23 protein-coding genes and 1 other annotated feature are annotated in these 23,510 nt (G+C 47.2%); of the genes, 1 reads left to right on the forward strand and 22 read right to left on the reverse strand.

Annotated elements, in window-relative coordinates; genetic code table 11:
- Positions 1–166: 166 nt before the first annotated feature.
- Positions 167–1,138 carry an RluA family pseudouridine synthase gene (locus MKY98_RS16630; protein WP_039272237.1) on the reverse strand — a complete coding sequence of 324 codons (972 nt, stop codon included), beginning with the start codon at positions 1,136–1,138 and terminating at the stop codon, positions 167–169.
- 1 nt (position 1,139) lies between these two features.
- Positions 1,140–1,631 (reverse strand): signal peptidase II, encoded by a 492-nt coding sequence (gene lspA, locus MKY98_RS16635; protein ID WP_023989430.1) that lies wholly within the window; start codon positions 1,629–1,631, stop codon positions 1,140–1,142.
- Positions 1,632–1,866: 235 nt separating this feature from the next.
- Here lspA and MKY98_RS16640 point away from each other — a divergent pair, with 235 nt between their 5' ends.
- Positions 1,867–2,601, forward strand: a complete 735-nt coding sequence (locus MKY98_RS16640) for a TraR/DksA C4-type zinc finger protein (RefSeq protein ID WP_069010288.1) — start codon at positions 1,867–1,869, stop codon at positions 2,599–2,601.
- Between the two features lie 22 nt (positions 2,602–2,623).
- Here MKY98_RS16640 and MKY98_RS16645 read toward each other — a convergent pair whose 3' ends face one another.
- The 20 genes from MKY98_RS16645 to murD all read right to left on the reverse strand — a co-directional run bounded on the left by MKY98_RS16645 (position 2,624) and on the right by murD (position 23,510).
- Entirely contained in the window at positions 2,624–2,971 is a 348-nt protein-coding gene (locus MKY98_RS16645; protein WP_029517740.1) for a DUF5665 domain-containing protein, read from the reverse strand.
- A 185-nt stretch (positions 2,972–3,156) separates the two neighbouring features.
- Positions 3,157–6,246, reverse strand: coding sequence for an isoleucine--tRNA ligase (gene ileS, locus MKY98_RS16650; protein ID WP_069010287.1), 3,090 nt, complete (start codon positions 6,244–6,246; stop codon positions 3,157–3,159).
- Between the two features lie 79 nt (positions 6,247–6,325).
- Positions 6,326–6,607 (reverse strand) — a binding site (T-box leader).
- A gap of 167 nt (positions 6,608–6,774) precedes the next feature.
- Positions 6,775–7,284: a DivIVA domain-containing protein gene (locus MKY98_RS16655; RefSeq protein WP_023989434.1), complete on the reverse strand. Its 510-nt coding sequence runs from the start codon at positions 7,282–7,284 to the stop codon at positions 6,775–6,777.
- A gap of 172 nt (positions 7,285–7,456) precedes the next feature.
- Positions 7,457–8,239 (reverse strand): YlmH family RNA-binding protein, encoded by a 783-nt coding sequence (locus MKY98_RS16660; RefSeq protein WP_029517742.1) that lies wholly within the window; start codon positions 8,237–8,239, stop codon positions 7,457–7,459.
- A gap of 8 nt (positions 8,240–8,247) precedes the next feature.
- Positions 8,248–8,505 (reverse strand): YggT family protein, encoded by a 258-nt coding sequence (locus MKY98_RS16665; RefSeq protein WP_029517743.1) that lies wholly within the window; start codon positions 8,503–8,505, stop codon positions 8,248–8,250.
- 7 nt (positions 8,506–8,512) lie between these two features.
- Positions 8,513–8,965, reverse strand: coding sequence for a cell division protein SepF (locus tag MKY98_RS16670; RefSeq protein WP_069010286.1), 453 nt, complete (start codon positions 8,963–8,965; stop codon positions 8,513–8,515).
- Positions 8,956–9,657, reverse strand: a complete 702-nt coding sequence (locus MKY98_RS16675) for a YggS family pyridoxal phosphate-dependent enzyme (protein ID WP_029517744.1) — start codon at positions 9,655–9,657, stop codon at positions 8,956–8,958. The genes MKY98_RS16670 and MKY98_RS16675 overlap by 10 nt, the downstream gene beginning before the upstream one ends.
- Before the next feature lie 8 nt (positions 9,658–9,665).
- Positions 9,666–10,550 carry a peptidoglycan editing factor PgeF gene (pgeF, locus tag MKY98_RS16680; RefSeq protein ID WP_069010285.1) on the reverse strand — a complete coding sequence of 295 codons (885 nt, stop codon included), beginning with the start codon at positions 10,548–10,550 and terminating at the stop codon, positions 9,666–9,668.
- A gap of 81 nt (positions 10,551–10,631) precedes the next feature.
- On the reverse strand, positions 10,632–10,976 hold the full coding sequence (locus tag MKY98_RS16685; protein ID WP_176715675.1) for a YlmC/YmxH family sporulation protein: 345 nt from the start codon (positions 10,974–10,976) through the stop codon (positions 10,632–10,634).
- A gap of 112 nt (positions 10,977–11,088) precedes the next feature.
- Entirely contained in the window at positions 11,089–11,871 is a 783-nt protein-coding gene (gene sigG / locus MKY98_RS16690) for an RNA polymerase sporulation sigma factor SigG (RefSeq protein WP_007431182.1), read from the reverse strand.
- A gap of 96 nt (positions 11,872–11,967) precedes the next feature.
- Positions 11,968–12,708: an RNA polymerase sporulation sigma factor SigE gene (gene sigE / locus MKY98_RS16695; protein ID WP_176715674.1), complete on the reverse strand. Its 741-nt coding sequence runs from the start codon at positions 12,706–12,708 to the stop codon at positions 11,968–11,970.
- A 105-nt stretch (positions 12,709–12,813) separates the two neighbouring features.
- Complete coding sequence (gene spoIIGA / locus MKY98_RS16700; protein ID WP_029517748.1) at positions 12,814–13,800, reverse strand: sigma-E processing peptidase SpoIIGA; 987 nt, start codon at positions 13,798–13,800, stop codon at positions 12,814–12,816.
- A 188-nt stretch (positions 13,801–13,988) separates the two neighbouring features.
- Complete coding sequence (ftsZ, locus tag MKY98_RS16705; protein ID WP_069010283.1) at positions 13,989–15,113, reverse strand: cell division protein FtsZ; 1,125 nt, start codon at positions 15,111–15,113, stop codon at positions 13,989–13,991.
- A gap of 67 nt (positions 15,114–15,180) precedes the next feature.
- Entirely contained in the window at positions 15,181–16,452 is a 1,272-nt protein-coding gene (gene ftsA / locus MKY98_RS16710; RefSeq protein ID WP_039272246.1) for a cell division protein FtsA, read from the reverse strand.
- Positions 16,453–16,651: 199 nt separating this feature from the next.
- Positions 16,652–17,416: a cell division protein FtsQ/DivIB gene (locus tag MKY98_RS16715; RefSeq protein ID WP_069010282.1), complete on the reverse strand. Its 765-nt coding sequence runs from the start codon at positions 17,414–17,416 to the stop codon at positions 16,652–16,654.
- Positions 17,417–17,473: 57 nt separating this feature from the next.
- Positions 17,474–18,784, reverse strand: coding sequence for a UDP-N-acetylglucosamine 1-carboxyvinyltransferase (murA, locus tag MKY98_RS16720; RefSeq protein ID WP_176715673.1), 1,311 nt, complete (start codon positions 18,782–18,784; stop codon positions 17,474–17,476).
- Positions 18,774–19,679: a UDP-N-acetylmuramate dehydrogenase gene (murB, locus tag MKY98_RS16725; protein ID WP_029517752.1), complete on the reverse strand. Its 906-nt coding sequence runs from the start codon at positions 19,677–19,679 to the stop codon at positions 18,774–18,776. The genes murA and murB overlap by 11 nt, the downstream gene beginning before the upstream one ends.
- A gap of 146 nt (positions 19,680–19,825) precedes the next feature.
- The gene (gene murG / locus MKY98_RS16730) at positions 19,826–20,935 is read right to left on the reverse strand and encodes an undecaprenyldiphospho-muramoylpentapeptide beta-N-acetylglucosaminyltransferase (RefSeq protein ID WP_039272248.1); all 1,110 of its coding nucleotides are present in this window, start codon (positions 20,933–20,935) and stop codon (positions 19,826–19,828) included.
- A gap of 6 nt (positions 20,936–20,941) precedes the next feature.
- Complete coding sequence (gene spoVE / locus MKY98_RS16735) at positions 20,942–22,039, reverse strand: stage V sporulation protein E (protein WP_029517754.1); 1,098 nt, start codon at positions 22,037–22,039, stop codon at positions 20,942–20,944.
- 49 nt (positions 22,040–22,088) lie between these two features.
- Positions 22,089–23,510, reverse strand: a complete 1,422-nt coding sequence (gene murD, locus MKY98_RS16740; protein WP_069010281.1) for a UDP-N-acetylmuramoyl-L-alanine--D-glutamate ligase — start codon at positions 23,508–23,510, stop codon at positions 22,089–22,091.

A 23,510-nucleotide genomic window follows, 5' to 3' on the forward strand; every position in this document is an offset into this window, starting at 1 on the left:
CAACCGGAACCACCGGAAGCACTTTAATAATTATACAATGTCATTGTATAATTATCCATAGTTGTTTTTACCCATACCTTGTCTCACAATAAAAAAACCGCCATTTAGGCGGTTTAACTTAATAATTTATTCAGGTTTGTGAATAGGAATGCAAATCACCATTGTTTTAACGACTACGCAAGGATGCTAACACATCCTCCATATCAGGAGGAATCGGTCTGCTGAATTCCATGTATTCTCCAGTGGATGGGTGCTTAAAGCCCAGTACCGCCGCATGCAGCGCCTGACCATCCATACGAACCCCTTTGCTGCGCCCATACATAGGGTCACCAACCAATGGGTGTCCAATAAATTTCATGTGAACACGAATTTGATGTGTTCGTCCTGTTTCCAATTGAAGTTCAAGGAGGGTATAATCCCCCAATCGTTCAATGACGAGAAAATGGGTGACGGCATGCTTGCTGTTACGTTCCGTCACTGTAAACAATTTGCGATCACCCGAATCACGGCCAATCGGAGCATCTACCGTTCCCTGATCGTGGCTCAAATGACCGTGAACTAAGGCTATATATTTCCGAGTCACACTATGATCCTTAAGCTGTGCTGCAAGTGATGCGTGAGCCTGATCATTTTTAGCCGCCATCAGCAGTCCTGATGTATCCTTATCAATACGGTGAACAATACCAGGACGTAATTCCCCGTTAATGCCCGAAAGATCGTGACAGTGGTACATCAGTGCGTTAACTAATGTTCCTGAAGAGTGTCCCGGTGCAGGATGCACGACCAGACCACGTTGCTTGTTAATAACAATAACGTCCGAGTCCTCGTAAACGACATCCAACGGAATATTCTCTGGAACAATATCTACACTTTCTGCTTCCGGTACTGATAATACAATCCGGTCTCCTTCAGCCAGCTTGTAGTTCGCCTTAATCGTCGTACCGTTCACCAGCACGCGACCATTTCCGATCCACATCTGTATCTGAGAACGAGACACTTCCTTCATTTCTTCGGCGATATATTTGTCTATACGCGTTTTGGCATCGCTGGAATCGGCCGTCCATTCCAGAGATTCACCCTCCAGTTCGTCCTCATAAGACAGACCTGCGGCTTCGCCGTTTTCATTCACTTCGCTCATGCTATGACTTCCCTTCAATGCTATCATTGCCATTTCCCTTTTCCCGACGCGATTCCAGCAATGTATCCAAAATAATCAGTGCTACACCGATGACAATTGCCGAATCTGCCACATTAAAAATGGGGAACGTATAGCTTCCAAAATTAAATTGCGCAAAATCAACCACTTCCCCTGAAATAGCTCGATCCAGAAAGTTACCGACTGCTCCCCCCAGCACTAAACTTAGCGCAACAGGAAGTAGCTTTTGTCCAGCCTTAACTGTTTTTCGCAGATACCAGACGATACCAATCACCACTACAATTGTAATCACGATAAAAAGCCAACGTTGACCTTCCAAAATCCCAAAAGCGGCTCCACGATTACGATGGGAGGTGATTAAAAAGAAATTGCCGATGACTGGTATTTGTTCGTACAATTCCATTCGTGTAGCCACCAAATATTTGACTCCCTGATCAATCAAAAAAATTATTAGCGCAATACCAAAATAAATCACAGTCCTTCGTCACTCCGATCCGCTTATATCCGTTGTTGAACCCATTTATTGTAGCATAAGCGTTCTCAGATCGTCCACGAAACCCGCAAGCTATCAAGCACAGACCATCCATAAAATAAACTCCTTCGCATTTGATTAGAATTTCCTATGTAAAAGAGGTCTTCCCGGTGCAAACTACAAGGAGCATACTCGACACAACGCATGCGCATGAAACCTAGAACAAGGAGATGATTCCATGTCCCCATTGACGGAGCAACAATTGCAGGGTCTGCGTAACGAACTGCTGGAACGCAAAAAGGAAATTGAGCATCGCTTGCAAAACAACGACCATTACGGACTCGGTGATTCACAGCGCGATCAAACCGGTGAGCTTTCTCCCATTGATAACCATCCAGGCGATCTGGCTACCGAAACCTACGAGCGAGCCAAAGATATTTCCTTATTGGAGCATGATGAGTTTCAATTGGAACGTATCAAATCAGCCTTGATGGCAATGGACAAGGGGACCTATGGCATTTGCGCCGCCAGCGGTAAACCTATTCCCTATGAACGGCTACTGGCTGTTCCCTATACCATTTACTGCAAAGAGTACAGTCCCGAAACAGAAGTGTCTAACCGCCGCCCAGTGGAGGAAGAATTTCTCGCTCCCTCGTTCGGCAGAACGAGTCTGGATGAGCGTGATGATCAAAATGGCTTCGACGGTGAAGATGCCTGGCAGATCGTCGAAAATTGGGGTACATCTAACACCCCAGCCATGGCCGAAAGCGGAGAAATCCACAGTTATGATGATATGGAAATTGAAGCAGGCGACGATAATATGGGCTTCGTAGAACCATACGAAAGCTTTGTTGCTACTGACATTTATGGACAAAATGTATCTGTTATTCGCAGCTCCATTTATCAGCGTTATATCGAAGATGGCGAGGGCGAAGGTCTACTGGAGCCGGATACGCACGAAGACGAATCGTGAACTTCAAGGTGGAAATCGCTTCCTAATAGGTAGTAAGCTCCAATTGTCGTTGTACGATCCGTACAATATCAGCGATATAATCACCGATAATCGGCAAATTCAACGCTCCGAGCACTTGCAGCACATAAATAATGGTAGCGGCAAAAAAAGTAAAACCTAGCGCAATGCCGATTCCCCGGGAAACGCCTGATATTAGATTTAGCCAGAGCAATCGCCAAGGCTTATTCAACAGCAAAGCGTAATCTGCAATACGTGTCCGTTCCATCTGCTCTGAGACAGCACGTATCAGCTTTTCAACACGACTTAATCGCTCTGTCTGATTACCTATTTTGCTTTTATCTGTGGCTATGGCAGCTCCTTCTCCGTTCATCCCTCGGAGACTCCTCTTCTGTCTACGCCTTGATCGTGCCGTCATGTGCACAATCCCCCTTTTCCCATGGCTGCCCTGAACGCAGCAAACGAGCCGAAGCACGTAACGGAGAAAACCCGTTTCCGATGCTTAGGCTCGTTTTTATATGCTGCCTGTTATTGTATTATGGGACAGGGGGCTTGTAATTATTCCCCAATATGAACGCCGATGGTTTTACCGTTCACTTCCACATGTTCTGCCGGTTCGGCTTGACCAAATGTCACAGTCGTAACCAATACGTTCTCACGCAACACAGTGTCGAAGCTTGCGATGGCCTGGCGCAGCTCGTTATCTACATCCAACGTCAATGCCACATACTTTTCAATCGGCAGATCCAGTTTTTTACGGTAATCCTGTACCGCACGAACCACTTCACGTACCCAGCCCTCTTGCTCCAGCTCCGGTGTAATGTCCGTGTTCAACGCTACCGTTAAGCCATAACCGGAAGCAGAAGCGAAGCCTTCTTTCGCTTTTTTCTCTACCAGCAATTCTTCAGCTGTAACTTGTAGCTCTTCACCTTCTGGAGAAGCGACATTTAACATTCCCTGTTCTACAACAGTACGGGTATCCTCAGCAGACATTCCTTTGAAAAAGTTTTGTAGGAAACCGACATTTTTGCCGTATTTCTTGCCTGCTACTTTCAAATTCAGTTTCAGTGTAAAATCTACAAAGCCGCTATCGTCCGTCTCAACATGAATATGCTTCACGTTAATCTCATCTTTGATGATATCCTCATAGCCACTCAGTTCAAAATCTTGATCCATGGATAGAATCAACTCGGACAACGGTTGACGCGTTTTCAAACCCGTTTCGTTGCGGACGTTACGCGCCAATTCGACAACACGACGTGCCGTTTCCATATCTCGTTCCAATTCCAGATCGATCAAGGATTCATTGGCAGTCGGATAATCATCCAGATGAACACTTTCCCCGTTACTCAGGTTGAGGTAAATATCCTCTGCAAGCAGTGGTGTAAACGGCGCAAGCAGTTTGGCAGTCGTTAACAGCACTTCAGTCAGTGTACGGTATGCATCCAGCTTATCTTCTGTAAGACCATTGCCCCAGAATCGGTCGCGTGAACGACGGATATACCAGTTGCTCAGCTCATCCACAAACGACTCAATTGCTTTGGATGAGTTCAGGAAGTCATTTACAGCCAGCGCTTTGTCCACTACCAAAATCAGGCTGTTCAGACGGGACAAAATCCAGCGATCCAACTTATGAGCCGATGGTTTGAACGGGTGCTGTGCCGGATCAAATCCGTCGATATCCGCATATAAGGTCAGAAAAGCATGTGTATTCACAAGCGTATCTACCAGCTTCGATTTAGCCTCACCTACGATTCCTTTGGAAAAACGTTTGCTATTCCATGGTGCACTATCGGACAACAATGCCCAGCGGAAAGCATCTGTACCATACTCGTCAATCACTTCCCACGGATCAATAACATTACCCTTTGATTTGGACATTTTCTGCCCTTGCTCATCCAGTACATGGCCTGTCGCCATGACAGCTTTATAAGGAGCTTTGCCAGTCAGCATAGTCGAAACCGCAAGCAAGCTATAGAACCAGCCACGAGTCTGGTCAATTCCTTCACAGATCATATCTGCCGGAAATTGCTGCTCAAACGTTTCATTATTTTCAAAAGGATAATGATGCTGTGCAAACGGCATGGAGCCGCTATCAAACCATACGTCGATCACTTCCGGTGTACGAGTCATTTCGTATTTACCGCATTGGCTACGAACCTTAATATCATCTACATATGGTTTGTGCAGCTCGATGTCCGCTGGTACGTCGCCAATCGCACGTTCCCTCAATTCAGCAATACTATGCGGAGCAAACTGTTCTCCAGTTTCCTCACAAACCCAGATGTTTAGCGGTGTACCCCAATAGCGATCACGACTGATGTTCCAATCCACCAGTTCCTCCAAAAACTTGCCAAAACGTCCTTCACGTACATGACCCGGATACCATTCGACTTCGCTGTTGTTGGCAATCAGTTGATCCTTGATCGCAGTTGTTTTGATAAACCAACTGTCCATAGCATAGTACAATAATGGAGTATCGCAACGCCAGCAGAACGGATAGCTATGCTCGTATTTTTCCTTGCTGTACAGCAGGCCTTTTTCGGACAGCATTTTTACAATATCTACATCACAGTCTTTCACAAAACGACCTGCAAAATCAGTGATTTCCTCTACATAGTTACCTTGAAGATCCACTACGTTGATGAACTCAACACCATTTTCACGACATACCCGGTAATCATCTTCACCATGCGCTGGAGCCATATGAACGATACCTGTACCGCTGGAATCTGTTACGAACTTCGCACCCAGAATCTGATTACCCTTCTCAACCTGAAAATACGTAAATGGCGGGGTATAGGTTTGGCCAACCAGTTCTGAACCAGATAGCGTGCCAATCACTTCATGCTCGCCTTTAATGACGTCTTCAACCAGATTTTTAGCAACGATGTATACACCGTCTTCCTGCTTCACACGTGCATATTCCAGTTCAGGGTTGACGGCGAGCGCCACGTGACTCGGCAAGGTCCAAGGTGTTGTCGTCCAAGCCAGTACATATTCACCACTACTATGCAACTTGAACTTGGCCGTGGCACTCAGATCCTTTACATCTTTGTAGCCCTGCGCTACTTCATGAGAACTAAGCGTTGTCTGACAATCCGGACAATACGGACTCACACGATGACCACGATACAGCAGATCTTTTTCATGAATGGTCGCCAAAATGTTCCATACGCTCTCGATATAGTTATTATCCAATGTAATGTACGGGTTATCGAGGTCTGTCCAGTATCCGATCGCTTCGGTTAGATCACGCCATTGTTGCTCGTACTCAAACACGCTCGCCTTACATTTTTTTATAAACTTTTCAACGCCGTATTCTTCAATTTCAGGTTTATGGGAGATCCCCAGTTGCTTCTGTACACCTAATTCTACCGGCAAGCCATGCGTGTCCCAGCCTGCCTTACGTACGACGCGGTATCCCTTCATTGTCTGATAGCGGCCCACAAAATCCTTAATTACACGGCCCAGCACGTGACCGATATGCGGTTTACCGTTAGCTGTTGGTGGGCCCTCATAGAACACAAAATTTGGCTTTCCTTCACGATTTGTAATGGATTTACGGAATGTGTCCTCCTGCTTCCATTTGCTCAGGATGCGCAGGTCACGGGACCGTGCTTTTTCTTTAACATCCACTCTGTTCATACTGTCATACTCCCTCTCTGCTCATCATTGATTTCCCTAGCATTTCCTAAAAAAAGCAACAAAAAAAGCCCCATCCCTGTAAAGGGACGAGACTGTGCTCGCGTTACCACCCTGATTCCGTAAAAATAGACCATTCTAAAAATACAGTCTCATCACGGCTCTCTGAGCCCCACTCAACTACAGCAGGGCGCCATTATAACGCATGGCAAACGGTGATTGCTTACACACGCCATACATCTTAAGCGCTTCAGCTCACTTCTCCGGGAGGATCTTCGGTCATGTTCTGAACGTTGGCTTGCACCGGAAGGCCAACTCTCTGAGGGACAAATCATGACGTACTCGTTCCCATCAACGAATTAAACATGTTAAATTCATCGAATATTAAACAGCAACATCGTTGCCTTGAATAACAACCATCAGCCGACGGACGGACAATCGTTGAATTCAGTATAGTATTTACAGTTATAGCCTGTTTAAAGTGAAAAGTCAACCCTAACAACGTCTAATAAAAGCTTGTCAGAAATGAAATTAGTAAATTTCTTTCATCTCACGCTCGCGCTCCAGTACTTCGCGTTCCCGGTTTTCAAGAGCTTCCCAGCCGTCTTGGCTTAACAAGTCAAGCTGTGCTTCCACCAGTGTACGAAACCGTGCTCGGTAAATCGATGCCTGCTTCTTCAGCTCTTCAACCTCCAACGCGATCTTGCGGGATTTGGACAATGCTTCGTTCACAATACGGTCCGCATTTTTTTCCGCTTCCTTCACGATCAGTTGGGATTCTTTCTTGGCGTTGTTACGAACTTCATCTGCGGCTTCCTGCGCTACGATAATCGTCTTACTCAGCGTATCCTCAATAGTCGCGAAATGATCGAGCTTCTCCTGTACGTTCAACAACTCGGTGCTCAGTTCTTTATTTTCACGAATAACGCCCTCGTAATCTTTGATCACCTGATCCAAAAATTCATTAACCTGATCCTCATCATAACCGCGAAGCCGGCGGGCAAATTCCTTGTTATGTATATCCAATGGCGTTAATGGCATGCCGTCCACCTCCTATAAGATTGACAAAAAATACATTTTCCGCGTCACGACGCTCACTATCATCTATCGGTCATCATACCCCGTTTTGTGAATACTGTACAGAGCAAAATCGTTCCAGTTCTTCGCTATAGCTTAATTCTTTCGACAGAAAGCTCGTGATTCCTGCCTACAGCTATACAAACTTACCAATTTTGACACGGAATCTTCCCTTTTTTGTCATCCCGTCTGTTTCAAGCACTTTGAAACGCCCAAAACCCTGCATGGAAATAACGTCTCCAGCTTTAAGTGGAGTGGATGGATTCTCCTCCACCTTCCAATTTACCCTGCACCGTCCCGCCCGAATCGGTGTTAATATTTTACTGCGGCTTAGCTTGTACACATCGCTAGCAATACCGTCCAGACGCAAAGAAGCGACCGTCAGGTCTAGCGTCTCTAATGCAACTTCCTTCGTTCGCAGACTCGCTACAGGCAATAGTTCTGTCCATACATGAACACGGTGTACCTGCTGCAAATGCATCGTCATAAAATTACCGATCTCTGAAGCTACCAATACATGACACCCATCATCCAGTACATGAATATCTCCAATTTTCCCACGTTTGATTCCAAGTCCCAGTAGGGCACCTAGATAATCACCGTGCTCAAGGGTACCTATTTTAAGATCGTCAGATGTGATGGAAAGGACCTGAATCCCCATCTCCTCACCGTCCAAATACGAATAATCGGGCGCAATCAGCGCCCGCTTTCGTTCCGAAGCCATGTATCCGCCATCTACCCTAATCGTGACCTTGTCTTCCTTCGAAGCAAGTGTCTCCAATATGTACTGTTGGCGCGGGTCCAAAAAATCAGTCAGCTTCTGCTCATGATAAGCCCCCGCATGACTGATCCATTCGGAAGCACGATCCACATAATCCCGTTCATCCGGGTGAAAATGCTCATAAATCTCAGTTCGCATAACTTCTCCTAGACGAGCTTACCAATTAAAGAAATCAAACCGTACGACGCAAAACGCAGAGCAATCAGCGCAACGATGGGAGAAATATCAATCATCCCGAAGATTGGCGGTATAAACCTGCGAAAAGGAGACAAATACGGCTCCACAAACTTGGCAAGTAAATCACCAATCACACTCTCTCTAGCATTAGGAAGCCATGACAGCAGAACATATGCAATGATCATGTACGAATAAATCTGAAATAGCCAGTAAATTACCTCGATCAAGAAAAGTTCACCTCATTCTGTTAAGTTCTTGTTCAGTGTCAGCCAGTATTTCCGTAATAGAGCCTTGAATCTCAACCGTATCTGGTGTACACAGAAAAATATTGTTCCCGACTTTGGAAATACCACCACCCAGTGCATACACAGTACCACTCAAAAAATCAATAATGCGTAGCGCCTGATCCTTGCGAATTCGTTGCAAATTGACTACGACGGTGCGATGGGAACGGATATGGTCGGCAATTTCCTGTGCTTCATCATAAGAACGCGGCTCATACAGGACAACTTTCACATTTTTCTGTGAATGGATGCTGACAACATTAGTGCCCTTCTGGTTCTTACGTTTATCAAAGCTTGGGGTTTCAATTTCTTGATCTTCCTGCGTATTCATAACCTCTCGCTCTATAACTTCCTCTTCTTCCTGAAGCCCCAGAAAGTTCATGAACTTATTCATTACGCCCAATGGAAATCCTCCTCTCGTCCGACCAGTACGGAACCAAGCCGCAGCCAGGTCGCTCCTTCTTCAACCGCCACTTCAAAATCATTGGACATCCCCATAGACAAGTGAACGATGGGTTCCCTGGTCAAGGCTTGTCCATTTAACCTATCCCGTAATTCACGCAATCCCCGAAACACAGGCCGAGTTTTTTCCGGGTCTTCCTCATGAGGAGCCATCGTCATCAAGCCAATCACGTCCACATGTTCCAGCTCGCGAATTTGTTCCAAAAAGGGGACAACCGCCTCAGAGGACAAGCCATATTTGGACATTTCCCCAGAAATATTGACTTGCACAAAAGCTTTAACTCGCAGTCCCAGAGCAGCTGCCTTCTTATCCAATTCCTGAGCGAGTGATAAGCGGTCAAGCGAATGTATAAATTTAAATTTTCCAATTACATCTTTAACCTTATTCGTTTGGAGATGACCAATAAAATGCCACGTTCCCCGGTCACCCAGCTTACTCCATTTATCCGCAGCATCCTGCCAGCGATTTTCGCCCACATGCTCTAAGTCGCTATCCAATACCGATGTCATTGTCGCCGCCGAAACATATTTCGTGACAGCGATCACATTTACTTCATCACGCGAACGTCCGCTTCGGGCACATGCCGCTTCTACACGGGCATTCACTTCTTTAATTCGTTCCTCCAAAGACACGGGAGGACTCACCTCTCTTCCAGACCAATCCAACTCGCCATTCTTCCTGTGACGCCGCCTTCTTTGCGATATGAAAAAAACAAATCGCTACGGCTACTCGTGCATAAGGTAGTACATTCGATATGGCTCGGCAATATTCCTGCTTTCATCATAATGTGTCGATTGCATTGTTTCAAGTCAAGTAGTGTTTTACCGTCGGCTAAGGGGAAGTAAACAGAACCTTCCCATTTATCATTACCCGGGCAATCATGCTCCAAAACCCGAATTTGGTTCATCACGTGCTCATCCACCTCATAGGATTCAGAACCAATGGAAGGACCAATAGCTGCTAGTATATCAGACGGCTGAGATCCATATTCGTTTTGCATGGTCTGTACCATTTTCAATGCGATTTCCGCAACGGTTCCCTTCCAGCCTGCATGCGCCAACCCAATCACACGGCGCACTGGATCACAAAAATATAAGGGTACACAGTCTGCATAAAAAGACGTCAGCAAAATGCCAGGTACATTCGTCAACAGTCCATCTGTGTCCTGAAAAGCGGATGCACGATCTATAAAGCCCCGCCCGCGGTCAGTAGCCTTGACCACAGCAACATGATGACCATGAACCTGCTCACCGCACGTCCATGCTTCAGCAGCAAAACCAAGTTGCTCTGCAATGAGCCGCCGGTTACGAATGACTTTCTCGGGGTCATCCCCTACATGAAACGCACAGTTCAGACTAGCGTAGGGAACCTCACTGACACCTCCATGACGACCTGTAAAACCCGCTGTTAATCCCTGAACCTGTCGTTCCCAGGATTGAATATATAACAACTCCGGTACGGGACGTCCGCCATCTTGCATTGGCATAGCCCCCGTAGCCTCGGTATTCATTACAAATGGTTCCATTCATTCTCACCTCTACTGCCCAGTGTACCAAAAAGCCGCCGCTGTGTCTTCACAACATACTAAATTACGTGTCCCTCTTGTTCAAAAGACCCGTCGGTCATTCCGCTCCTGACGTTCGATATACGGCTTTTCCTCCCTTTCATCCGGTGGATCATGCAATCCCTCCAATCGAACAAGCACAACATCCGAACCAATTTTCACAATGTTGCGCCACGGAATAACCAATTCGCTTCCCCCTCCAAACCAGCCCATGAATCGACTGCTGCCCGGAACCACAATAGCTTCAATTTTCCCTTGTCGTACGTCAATCTCCAGATCACTGATTTGTCCCAGACGTCGCCCATCTACAATGTTAATGACATCCTTGGTTTGAAACTCGGAAATTTTCATGGCTCTTACTGACGTTTCCGGTGCACTCACACGCATCACATCCTTTAATTCACTATATGAGCGAAAGAGCCCAAAAAATGTCCTGTAAACGCAAAAACGATCCGGATAGGATCGTTTTTATCGCTGAATCATTCCAGCATTCATTTCATTAGGACTTTACATGTTTTTGCATTTGCTGAATAGCCGACTTCTCTAATCTTGAAACCTGGGCTTGAGAGATACCGATTTCGTCGGCAACCTCCATTTGCGTCTTTCCTTCATAAAAACGCATAGACAATATCATCTTTTCACGCTGGCCCAGGCGATGCATCGCTTCCCGCAGAGCGATTTCCTCAATCCATGAGACGTCTTTATTTCTGTCATCACTGATCTGATCCATCACATAGATTGGGTCGCCCCCGTCGTGATATATCGGCTCGAACAGCGAAACCGGATCCTGAATTGCATCCAACGCGAACACAACATCTTCTTTAGGCACATTCAGTGCCTCTGAAATTTCAAAAATCGTGGGTTCCCGCGAGTTCAGATTCGTCAGACTGTCCCGCACCTGAAGCGCCTTATATGCAATATCCCGTAACGAACGGGATACTCGGATCGGATTGTTATCCCGCAAATAACGGCGGATCTCTCCGATAATCATCGGCACCGCGTAAGTGGAGAACTTTACGTTTTGCGAAAGGTCAAAATTATCAATCGCCTTCATTAGGCCGATACATCCTACCTGAAACAAATCGTCCACAAACTCTCCCCGATTGTTAAATCGTTGAATCACACTCAGGACGAGTCGGAGATTGCCGTTGACCAATTTTTCTCTGGCTGATCGTTCATTATTTTGCTGAAGTGATGTGAACAACTCGCGCATTTCTGCATTGGTTAATACCGGCAGTTTGGCGGTATCCACACCGCAAATTTCCACTTTGTTTCGGGTCATCGTGTCTTACCTCCCAAGGAGCAACATTAATGTACATTATCTCCTGAGGGCATTTTTTTATTCGCCGTTTCCATCGCTTCCGGATATACCCATGCATTATACCATTTTATTAAATTCTTTTCGTAAGCGCTTTATTATTCGTTTTTCCAGACGCGAAATATACGATTGCGAGATACCCAACAGGTCAGCAACATCCTTCTGTGTCTTCTCTTCTCCGTCTTGTAAGCCGAAGCGCAGCTCCATAATCAAACGCTCTCGATCCGTCAACTTATCCAGTGCTTTATGCAATAATTTACGGTCTACCTGCTCTTCAATATTACGGTAAATGGTATCATTTTCCGTCCCCATCACATCGGAAAGCAACAACTCGTTACCGTCCCAATCAATATTCAGAGGCTCATCAAAAGAAACTTCCGTTCTTGTTTTACTATTGCGACGCAAATACATCAAAATCTCATTCTCAATGCATCGGGACGCATAGGTGGCAAGTTTGATTTTCTTCTCCGGATCAAAAGTGTTAACCGCTTTGATTAGTCCAATAGCACCGATGGATACGAGATCTTCAATGTTGATGCCCGTATTCTCAAATTTGCGGGCAATATATACGACTAACCGCAAATTTCTTTCGATTAGCATCGACCGTACTGCCGCATCTCCAGAAGAAAGTTTTCCCAGCAAATATTCTTCTTCGTCTCTCGTCAGCGGTGGGGGGAGCGCCTCGCTGCCGCCAATATAATAAATTTCTTCACTTTTCAGCCCAAGTAAAAATAAAATACGATAATATTGCAGTTGCAACGCTAGCCTAATTTTCATCTTCAATTTCATCTGTTCCCGCATATCATTCTCCCCCTTTTGAAAATAGTGCAATTCCTGCTGTGCTCCGTGCATTTCACCATTGGATATTTCTTGTCGCCTTCAAACATCATTTTGTGTTATGCTCCATCATCCTGATTCTGTAAAATGTTCACTCAAATGTGCATCTCGTTTCTGGTTGGTATCAGCACTGCCCCCTTCTTGTGCCGTCACATCCGGGTGGATGATGGCGCGATACTTCCCCTCTGCCGACAATGTTCCCCCGTCCAAGCCAATCAACACTCGATGATGTACAAAATGAACCCCATTCATCACCACCTCTACCCGGTCTGGTTTAAGGGCAAGCATAAAGGAATGACTGCGGTTAATTCCACGATAGGGGACGAGACGAACACGATCCTGCCAGCTAAACGATTCGTCTCCCAGTTCCATCACCAGTTGGTCAGCATTACCCTCAGAACATTTTTGGAGCCAGGAAGCGGGCAAATACGACTCCCACAATGCTGCCTCCATGACCATCACCGGGGTTCGGGTCAAAGGATCATGGAGCTGGTTACCTGTATCCAACAAGCCTGTACACTCAATATGATCCTGCCCAATCCACACCTGCACTTGTCCCAGAAACCCACTCATCCTTTCTGTGCGCTGCTTTGAGGACTGCACAATTCGAAAGAAAAGCATCACTCCGCCAAATGCGCATAAAATAAACCAGAATGCAATTTTCAGTTCAAAAGACATTCCTCCTGAAGCGGTGTACCAGATGCCATTAAACAATTCCCCCGTATTTTGGAGAAAATAATGCATCCCCAAAATGCCACCTGCAGCTACAAAATTGATCATGTAAAAGGCACCCATTGTACGAAGATACTTTTGCATGCTGCCAAATCCAAAAGCCACCAGCAGCATTATGACCGATAATGCCAGCTTGATCAGGAACGTAAATAAAAAGGACAGTTCCGGCACAAACATCATGACCACGTACATTGCGCCGATTCCAGCTGAAGCCATCAACCTCCACCACACCGGACGGATTTTTCTCATCCAAGCGGTGACCATCAGCAGCACAGCATCAATGAACAAATTGGCCAAAAAAATCAAGTCGATATAAACAACCAAGGCTTCACCCGCCCAGCGTTTGCAGGATAGGCTTAAGTATAGTAGTCATGCTGTTCAAAGTCTGTCTAACGGTGGGGACGGTGACCGACTAATTTTGTCGGAAAGAGGAGAAGCACCTGAACTGCAGGATACGTAAAACAGAAAGAAGCCCGCATCTCCAGGGAGAATGCGGGCAGTCTGAATTGAAACTAGTTATCGTTATTATTATTGCGCGAACGGTTACGTAAAAATGTAGGAATGTCTAATTGATCACTGCTTTGAGTGTTACCAAATGGACGCAAGTTAGGAGAGCCTTTTTCCGCCGATTCGGAAGTAGCCGGGTTAGCTACCGGTTTACGTCCCGGTGCCGGTTGACTTGGCTTGCCTTCAAAGCCAGTGGCAATGACGGTAACCTTGATCTCTTCTTTCAACTCTTCGTCAATGATAGCACCAAAAATCATGTTTACTTCCGGATCGGAAGCCGATGTTACAATTTCAGCTGCCTCATTAACCTCATACAGAGACAGGTTGTTGCCGCCAGTGATGTTCATAATCACACCGCGAGCACCTTCAATGGATGTCTCCAACAACGGGCTCATGATCGCCTTGCGTGCTGCTTCAGCCGCACGATTTTCACCAGTTGCTTCGCCAATCCCCATCAAAGCGGAGCCACGCTCCGTCATGATCGTCTTAACGTCAGCAAAGTCAAGATTGATTAGACCCGGTACAGCGATCAAATCTGAAATACCTTGTACCGCCTGACGCAGAACATTGTCCGCTTCACGGAATGCTTCCAACATCGGGGTTTTCTTGTCCACAATTTCAAGCAAGCGGTCATTCGGGATTACAATCAAAGTGTCTACTTTTTCTTTTAATCCCTCAATACCAAGTTCAGCTTGATTGGAGCGCTTACGCCCTTCAAACGTGAACGGTCGGGTTACCACGCCTACAGTCAGCGCGCCGCATTCCTTGGCAATTTCAGCAATGACAGGAGCCGCTCCGGTTCCTGTACCGCCACCCATTCCCGCCGTTACGAATACCATATCCGCACCTTTGAGCGTATTCATAATGAGCTCACGCGACTCTTCAGCCGCTTTTTTACCCACATCCGGGTTAGCGCCGGCACCCAGACCGCGGGTCAGCTTATCGCCAATTTGAAGCTTATGCTCAGACTTCGCTAAATGAAGTGCCTGGGCATCTGTATTGACTGTAATGAACTCCACACCCTGAACACCATTTTCGATCATTCGGTTAACCGCATTGCTGCCGCCGCCTCCGACGCCGATCACTTTAATTTGAGCCAAGCTCTCCATTTCAAAATCAAATTCCAACATACTATTCCATCTCCCCCTCAATGTGCATGGATGGCCCGTCCATGATTGGCATAATTAGCAATGAACGTTATATAAATTCACTGAACATATTTTTTAAGCGTTCAATCAACCCCTGCTTTTGCTCGCCTTCCGCAACGGGACTACTGCTTTTGGTTCGGTTAGTCGGCTTCTTGGCACTTCCGCCACTGTTGCTAACGCTAGTCGATCTTCCGCGATAGTAACGAATAGCATTATGCAAGATTCCTACTCCGCTCGTGTAGCCCGGATCCCTTACACCGATAAAATCAGGTACGGCGATCCTTACGGAAGCGGCCAGTTCGCTTTGTGCCACCTGAAGTACACCAGGCATGGAGACGGTGCCTCCGGTAAGTATATAACCTCCCGGAAGCTCTGTGTAACCCAAGCGCTTAACTTCCGCCTGAATGAGTTGAAAAATTTCCTGCACTCTCGGCTCAATAATAGCAGCCAAATCCTGCTGGTTGAACTCCTTATCCACATTACTGCCGATACGTGTCACTTTAAAGACGACATCGACTGCCGCATCATCATACCATGCGCAGCCGTATTTAAGCTTTACTTTTTCGGCTTGATCGGTAAGGGTTCTCAGTCCGTAGGCAATATCATTGGTTACAAACTCTCCACCAATCGGAAGTGTTGATGTGGCAACAATCGTTCCTTCCTGGAAAATGGCAACATTCGTAGAACCTGCACCAATATCCACCAGCACTGAACCCATCACCTTTTCATCCTTCGAAAGAGACAATTGTCCGGCTCCAAGAGGCAGCAAGACCAGATCTTTAATCCTCAAGCCAGCTTTCTCAACGCAGCGCAACAGATTATGTATCGGGGTCTTGCCTCCAGTAACAATCGTAGCCTCTACTTCGAGACGAACTCCAATCATACCGCGAGGGTCCTGAATGCCTTCAAGGCCATCTACGACGTACTGCTTGGCTACCACGTCAATAATTTCTCTCTCCGGTGGTACGGCAATAACTTCAGCTGCCTTCAGTACACGCTCAATGTCCTCCTCACCGATTTCACGGTCCTCGTTGGACACAGCTACTACGCCATGACTATTTTGCAGGCCAATATGATTGCCTGAAATCCCCACATACACTTCTGTTATTTGAATACCAACCATGCGTTCTGCGTGATCCACGGCGTTACGGATTGATTGCACGGTTTGATCAATGTCTACAATTGCACCTTTGCGAATCCCTTCCGAGTCGGCAGATCCAACTCCAATAATATTAAAGGTTCCATTATTCATTTCCCCAATAATAGCCCGAACTTTGGATGTACCGATGTCCAAACTAACAATGATGTCATTGTTGCTCAAGTCTGTGGCACCTCCTGACTCCAAAATGAATTTCGTTCTTTAAACACACTCTGTACATATTCAACAAACTCCATGCTTTCCCTCTTTTTTCTACAAATTTTTTAGAAGCCAATTTATGGTTGCAGTCACATAAAAATTTGAAGAAAAAAGAAGGAGGCAAGTCTATTACCCATAAAATCAATTCTAGCATTTTTTCACATCACTGAGTAGTATCTTTTTCTTGGCTCTCTTCACTCGTATCTGGTTTGAACGGAACGTAGGAATCCGCCTCCAACATGGTGATCAAACCTGGATCTTCTGTTTCTAGCACCTGATTCAAATAGCTGATTTTAGAATTCAGTAGAGAAACGGTTGTTATAACCTCAAACTGGGAACGTGTGTACATTTTGATGCGGTCCGGAAAAGAAGGAATCGGCGCAGGAATGATTTCCGAAATATCGGCAGTCCATTCCCCCGGAATGCGTGATAAAGCATCACACAGCTTTGCTTTGTACGGATCATCAGATTTCCATTTGGTCAAAATAGGCTTCTCAACGGCTATTCCGCTACTCCCCACGCCCACGCTTGTCCCATTCGCTAGAATAGCACGAAGGCTCCCGTCACTCTGCAACTCGTAAGCGACCGTAGCAAACTCTTTAATGTGAATAGCAATAATACCCGGAAACTGCTTGTCCACTGTGACTTGCTGTATCGATTGAATTTCCCGCAACTTCTCAGAGATGTCAGATGAACTGACTCCGAAATACTGATCTCCAACAGCCAGACCGCTTCGGTTAAGAAGCTGGTCTCGGGTCGAAAATACATTACCATCAAAACGAATTTCAGAAACCCGACTCAACGAAGAACGGAAAAAGAGAACAGCGAGCAATACGATAAACAACAAAATGAGAAGAATAGCAATCTTTCGGCTTGTTCTTTTTTTCGTTCTGTTCTTTTTAAGAACAGGTATTTGAGCATTTGGCATAGCTTCTCTCCACAAAAGCCCTTTTGTCCCCCCGTTAATGGAGGGACATTACAGGCATTAATTTACGAAATCCAGTTGCTCCGGCACCGGAGACTGACGGCTCATTCGGGCACCCAGTCCCTGAAAAAGACGCTCGATCCGGTCATACCCTCTGTCAATATGATGAACCTGCTCGACAACGGTACGTCCTTGAGCCGCTAGACCCGCTATGACCAGCGCAGCCCCTGCCCGCAGATCGGTAGCCTCTACCGTAGCCCCGTACAGACGTGAAACTCCTCTTATAAAGGCAGCATTTGCATCAACCGTAATATCAGCACCCATTACATTTAGTTCATCCACATGTTTGAATCGGCTCTCGAAGACGGTCTCTTTCATGACACTGAATCCGTCCGCCAAAGAAAGCAGAACCATGACCTGAGATTGCAAATCCGTCGGAAAAGACGGGTAAGGGGAGGTAACGATCCTCTCCACTGCTTTGGGACGACTCATACAACTTACGGTCATTATATCATTCAAGATGCCGACTTGAACACCAGCCCGCCTGAGGACATGAATCAGAGCAGACAAGTGGGATGGATTGCAGTGTGTCAACGACACACTTCCTCGTGTAGCTGCAGCTGCGATCATAACCGTTCCAGCAACTATGCGGTCAGGAATGACCTCATACGTACACGGATTGAGGCAACTGACCCCCGTAATTGTAATCGTGTCGGTTCCAGCACCGATAATGCGGGCTCCCATGGCATTCAAGAAGTTTTGTAAATCCTGAATCTCCGGTTCCCTCGCTGCATTGGTGATCGTTGTTCGTCCTTCAGCCAACGCAGCGGCCATCATAATATTTTCCGTTGCACCTACACTCGGGAAATCCATGTGGATGTCCGAGCCGATCAGCTTGTGGGCTCGAAACGTGATTTGCTCGTCTTTTTCCTCTATCTCTGCGCCAAGAGCTTTTAAGCCCTCTAGGTGAAGATCAATTTTGCGCTCGCCTATGGCACAGCCTCCGGGCTGGTAAATAGAAACTTCTCCATATCTGGCGAGCAGCGGTCCCATCAGAAAGATAGATGAGCGCATTTGCTTCATCAAATCTTCCGGAATTTGGAACGTTCGGACGGACGACGTATCCACGTATACCGTTTCCTCTTCATGTCGGCATGTACAGCCGAGTCTTTCAAGGATGTGCAGCATGACCTTAATGTCTAAAAGATGGGGCACATTCCGAATTTCTACCTTACCTTGTGCAAGTAAGCTCGCTGCAAGAATAGGTAGTGCCGCATTTTTTGCCCCATGGATACGTATGGTGCCTGACAGGGGACGGCCTCCCTCAATCACCAATTTGTCCAATGTATCACCTCCGAGTTTACCGCTCACCCACTACGAAAACCTCCGGAACTAGCTTGATGCCGGTTTGAGATGATATTGTACTTTGAATATGCTTCATTAGGGTAAGCACGTCCTCTGCTGTCGCTTGACCGGTATTTACAATGAAATTGGCATGCTGTACAGATACCTCTGCGCCTCCCGCCTTCAAGCCCTTGAGACCTGCGCTCTCAATAAGACGGGCAGCATAGTCTCCTGGAGGATTGCGGAACACGCTTCCTGCACAAGCTAACTGTAGCGGCTGAGTCAGCCGACGGCGGTCTTTAAAAGCCGCAAGCGCTGCTGAAATTTCCTCGCGGTCGCCCCGCTTCATCCGAAACACTGCCTCTGTCACCATTCCACGTTGCTCATGCAACACGGAGTGACGATAGCTGAAATGCATATTCTCGGCATCGTACACAGCCAATTCCCCTGTATCCAGCACAATCTCAGCGGACTGGAATATTTGTGACACATCAGACCCATGGGCACCGGCGTTCATGTAGACAGCCCCACCGACCGATCCTGGGATACCACCAGCAAATTCAAGACCGGATAGGCCCTGTTTGCTGGCCATAACGCACAGTTTGACCAGTGAAACGCCTCCTCCAGCAACGATCTGTTCATCTTCAAAATGAACATAATCAAATCCTGGTCCCAGCTTGATCACAAGTCCCCGTATCCCTTTGTCAGAGACGAGCATGTTGGAGCCCCGCCCCAACTGCATCCAGGGAATTCCGTGCTCGCTAGCCAGCTTCAAAACTCTTGCCAGCTGCTCTTTGGTATCCGGGATGACAAGTGCATCCGCAGGGCCTCCAATCTTCCATGTCGTATATTTGGACAGCGGCTCATGCTCCAGCACTTTTCCGATATCATGCTCCGCTAATAATGGCATCCATTGCTGCATTGTACTGAAACCTCCTTGTTGCTTGCCCCGCATGGTTATAAGGCTCTCACCTGACAACCGGCAGCCTGAGTGATGGTCACAATCTATAGGGTATCCTATGTAAATACCATCCGGTGTGTGACAACCGCCCAATTCTACGCTGCAAACTACCTTTTACGGGCAAGACGTTCCATTTCTTTTACTAAAATATCCGCTGAGTCAGGCTTGCCAAGCGCAGACGCCGACTCCGCCATGCGACTCCGCCATGCCTTATCCTTCATAATTCCCGCTATAGATTGAAACAGGGCCGGGCCACTCAGTTCCTTTTCTACAATCATGACGGATGCGCCTGCCTTTTCAAGGGTACGAGCATTAGCCTCCTGATGGTTATTCGTCACATTAGGTGATGGGATCAGAATGGACGGAATGCCGAGCGATGTAATCTCTGCCAAGAAGGACGCACCTGCGCGATTAACAATTAAAGAAGTACAGGCCAGCACCTCTGGCATATTGTGAATATAGGGAAGCACATGTAGATGATTGGGCAATGAGCCGATCTGATTCCGTATGCTATCCAGCGTTTGCTCGTAATAAGATTCACCGGTTACATATACAAAATGGACGTCTTTCAGTTGCGAAAGTTGCGGAGCCATTGCAATCATGGCGTCATTAATGGCCTTCGCTCCCCTGCTGCCACCGACCACAAGGACAACTGAGCTGTCCATCGGAACCCCAATCGTAGCAAATCCCCGATCCCGGTTAGCCAAACGAACTGTTGTAGCACGTGGGTTTCCGGTGTACAGTACATTTTTAGCTTTGGGAAAAGCTCCTTCTGAGCCTTCAAAGCTAACAGCCACTGTATCCACATAGCGACTCAGAAATGTATTAGTCAGCCCTGGAATTGCATTTTGCTCATGAATAATGCTGGGAATTCCCAACTTGGAAGCTGCATAAACGACGGGGCCACATACATATCCCCCAGTTCCAATAACGACATCTGGCTTAAATTTCTTTAATAATGCTTTGGATCTGCGAACCCCTTTGAAAAAACGCATGATCGTTTTTATATTTTCCACAGACAAGCTGCGACGAAATCCTGTGATATCAATAGCCTCAAATGGAATTTTTTCCTGAGGAACCAACTTACTTTCGAGTCCTCGTTGACCGCCAATGTATAAAAATTCAGCGTCTGGATCAATCTCTTCGCACTGTCTGGCTACGGCCAACGCCGGATAAATATGCCCTCCGGTGCCGCCGCCGCTCAACACGACGCGCATAAACGTTCACCTCGCATAACGTGATAAATTTAGTAAAATGCCCAGAGCAGTTAGCATTAAGGTCAGAGAAGAACCTCCATAGCTGATTAAGGGCAGTGTTATTCCTGTCACCGGCATTAAACCGATAACGACACCAATATTAATGACGACCTGTACGGCGACCATTGCGACAATACCCACCGCAAGCAAACTACCATAGGTATCCGGAATGGTTATAGCGACACGCATTCCTCTCCACACGAGAACCAAAAAGAGCCCCAGCACCGTCATTCCACCGATAAAGCCAAGCTCCTCCGCCAAAATGGAAAAAATAAAATCAGTCTGCGGCTCAGGAACGTAGCTATATTTTTGTCGACTCATTCCGAGTCCCAAGCCCGCCAGCCCGCCAGGACCAATCGCATATAGCGATTGAATAATTTGATAGCCTGCGCCAAGCGGATCGGACCAAGGGTCCAGAAAAGCTGTGATGCGCTGGAGTCGATAAGGCGCAGCTGCAATCAGTGCAGCAAACCCCGCTGCTCCCGACAGAGCTAGCAGACCGAGATGCTTCATACGCGCGCCTGCCGTAAATACGATGAGCATGGACGCTCCCATCATTACCGTACCTGTGCCCAAATCGGGCTGGAGCATAATAAGCCCAAAAGCCAGTCCCATGAGTCCAAGCGGCGGCAACAGGCCGCGCGTAAAAGAGCTAATATCATAATCAGGACGACTGAGCCAACGAGCGAGAAAAAGAATCATACCCAGCTTCATAAACTCGGAAGGCTGAATGCCGAAAGAGCTAATACCGAGCCAGCTTCGTGCCCCGCCTCTTACTACACCAATGCCGGGAATTAATACGGCAACCAGCAGCGCTAGACAGATCAACAATACGACCTTGGCATATTTCTGCCAGACCCGGTAGTCCGTTCTGGCAGTAAAGTACATCGCTACTAGGCCGAGCCCCGCAAACAGCAATTGTCGCTTAACAAAATAGTAGGAGTCCCCGTACTCGTGAAAAGCGAGGACGGCGCCCGCACTATATACCATAACCATGCCGATGGCTAATAAGCTTACAATACAAACGAAAAGCCATAGATCCGGCGCTGGACGAGACTGCTTCATCAGGAGGCCACCCCTTGCATAAAAGTAGGGGCTTATCCAACCCCCCTACTTACAATTTATGCGCCGCCTCTTTAAAAATACGTCCACGCTCTTCATAGGATCGGAACATATCCCAGCTTGCACAGGCGGGTGAGAGTAATACCACATCTCCCGTCTCAGCAAATTCAGAAGCCTTGTTCACAGCCTCCACGAGCGTAGCGGCGGCATCCTCCCCATTATCGACGACCTTGACATGCTCTATTCCGGCCTGCTTGGCCCGCTCAGCCAGCTTATGCCGTGTCTCACCCAGGAGCACAACGGCTTTCACACCTTCCTGTAAAGAAGGTACGAGCTCTGTATAATCAGAGCCACGATCCAATCCTCCGGCAATGAGTACAATAGGCTGCTTAAAGGAAGATAAGGCCATCATCGTTGCTTTCGAATTGGTTGCTTTGGAATTATTGTAATAAGCTACACCAGCGTGTTCTAAAACATATTCAAGCCGATGTTCTACGCCGCGAAAAGTACTTAATGGTTCCGCCAAATTTGCTGGTTCTGCGCCTGCAGCAATGGCGATTGCGCAGGCAGCAAGAGCATTTTCTACGTTAAAACGACCCGGAAGTCCAATCTCAGCTATGCCTATAATGGGATGCAGCACACCATTTCCATCGCGGTATACGATGCTACGTTCAATATCGTCCGTCACATCCGGTATGTATGGCGGATCAGCAAACAACCCTTCCTGCAAACGTTCTGTCGTAGAGAACGGAAGCAGCTTCGCTTTTATATAGGGTACCAGCTCCCGGCAGACGGGGTCGTCCCAGTTCACCACCGCAGTATCCGCCGCCGTTTGATTGGCAAATAGACGCGCCTTGGATGCAACGTAGTCCTCCATGCCTCCGTGGTAGTCCAAATGGGTCTCTGCTACATTGAGCAGGCAGGCCACAGCGGGCTTGAAATCCTTTGTTCCTTTTAACTGAAAGCTGCTCAGCTCCACAACCATCCACTCATCCGACTTGGCGTCCACAGCCGCCTCACATAAGGGCGTACCGATATTACCAGCCACGATTGGATTCATGCCGGATGCCTCCAACAGCTTGCCTACCCAAGTGGTCGTGGTCGTCTTTCCGTTGGAGCCAGTAATTCCGATGATCGGAGCTTTACATAGATGGTAGGCGACCTCAACCTCGGTCACAACCTCAATGCCGAGCTCGACAGCTTTCTGTACGGGAAGGGCCGTATAAGGAATGCCTGGATTTTTGACAACCAGCTTCACTCCAGGATGAATCAACCCCTCTGGGTGACCCCCGCATAAAACGGAAATTCCCAAAGCCTCTAATTCAGAAGCTTCGGGACATTGTTCCCTATCTTTTTTATCATTGACTGTCAGCTTCGCTCCGGCCTGGTGCAGCACCTTGGCAACTTGCACACCGCTTTTGGCCAGACCGATAATGACGACTTCCTGATCTCTGTATGCGTCTGGATGATTCAT

Source organism: Paenibacillus sp. FSL M8-0228, assembly GCF_038007385.1.
Lineage (GTDB): Bacteria > Bacillota > Bacilli > Paenibacillales > Paenibacillaceae > Paenibacillus > Paenibacillus polymyxa_D.

What these genes read in the sequence shown, in the direction of transcription:
- MKY98_RS16655 (WP_023989434.1), bottom strand. Translation starts at nt 7,284, where the DNA reads ATGCCATTAACGCCATTGGATATACATAACAAGGAATTTGCCCGCCGG.
- MKY98_RS16685 (WP_176715675.1), bottom strand. Translation starts at nt 10,976, where the DNA reads ATGCGTGTGAGTGCACCGGAAACGTCAGTAAGAGCCATGAAAATTTCC.
- murG (WP_039272248.1), bottom strand. Translation starts at nt 20,935, where the DNA reads ATGCGCGTCGTGTTGAGCGGCGGCGGCACCGGAGGGCATATTTATCCG.
- spoVE (WP_029517754.1), bottom strand. Translation starts at nt 22,039, where the DNA reads ATGAAGCAGTCTCGTCCAGCGCCGGATCTATGGCTTTTCGTTTGTATT.
- MKY98_RS16645 (WP_029517740.1), bottom strand. Translation starts at nt 2,971, where the DNA reads ATGAACGGAGAAGGAGCTGCCATAGCCACAGATAAAAGCAAAATAGGT.
- pgeF (WP_069010285.1), bottom strand. Translation starts at nt 10,550, where the DNA reads ATGGAACCATTTGTAATGAATACCGAGGCTACGGGGGCTATGCCAATG.
- ileS (WP_069010287.1), bottom strand. Translation starts at nt 6,246, where the DNA reads ATGAACAGAGTGGATGTTAAAGAAAAAGCACGGTCCCGTGACCTGCGC.
- ftsZ (WP_069010283.1), bottom strand. Translation starts at nt 15,113, where the DNA reads ATGTTGGAATTTGATTTTGAAATGGAGAGCTTGGCTCAAATTAAAGTG.
- MKY98_RS16640 (WP_069010288.1), top strand. Translation starts at nt 1,867, where the DNA reads ATGTCCCCATTGACGGAGCAACAATTGCAGGGTCTGCGTAACGAACTG.
- MKY98_RS16715 (WP_069010282.1), bottom strand. Translation starts at nt 17,416, where the DNA reads ATGCCAAATGCTCAAATACCTGTTCTTAAAAAGAACAGAACGAAAAAA.
- sigE (WP_176715674.1), bottom strand. Translation starts at nt 12,708, where the DNA reads ATGCGGGAACAGATGAAATTGAAGATGAAAATTAGGCTAGCGTTGCAA.
- MKY98_RS16660 (WP_029517742.1), bottom strand. Translation starts at nt 8,239, where the DNA reads ATGCGAACTGAGATTTATGAGCATTTTCACCCGGATGAACGGGATTAT.
- MKY98_RS16630 (WP_039272237.1), bottom strand. Translation starts at nt 1,138, where the DNA reads ATGAGCGAAGTGAATGAAAACGGCGAAGCCGCAGGTCTGTCTTATGAG.
- sigG (WP_007431182.1), bottom strand. Translation starts at nt 11,871, where the DNA reads ATGACCCGAAACAAAGTGGAAATTTGCGGTGTGGATACCGCCAAACTG.
- murB (WP_029517752.1), bottom strand. Translation starts at nt 19,679, where the DNA reads ATGCAGCAATGGATGCCATTATTAGCGGAGCATGATATCGGAAAAGTG.
- murD (WP_069010281.1), bottom strand. Translation starts at nt 23,510, where the DNA reads ATGAATCATCCAGACGCATACAGAGATCAGGAAGTCGTCATTATCGGT.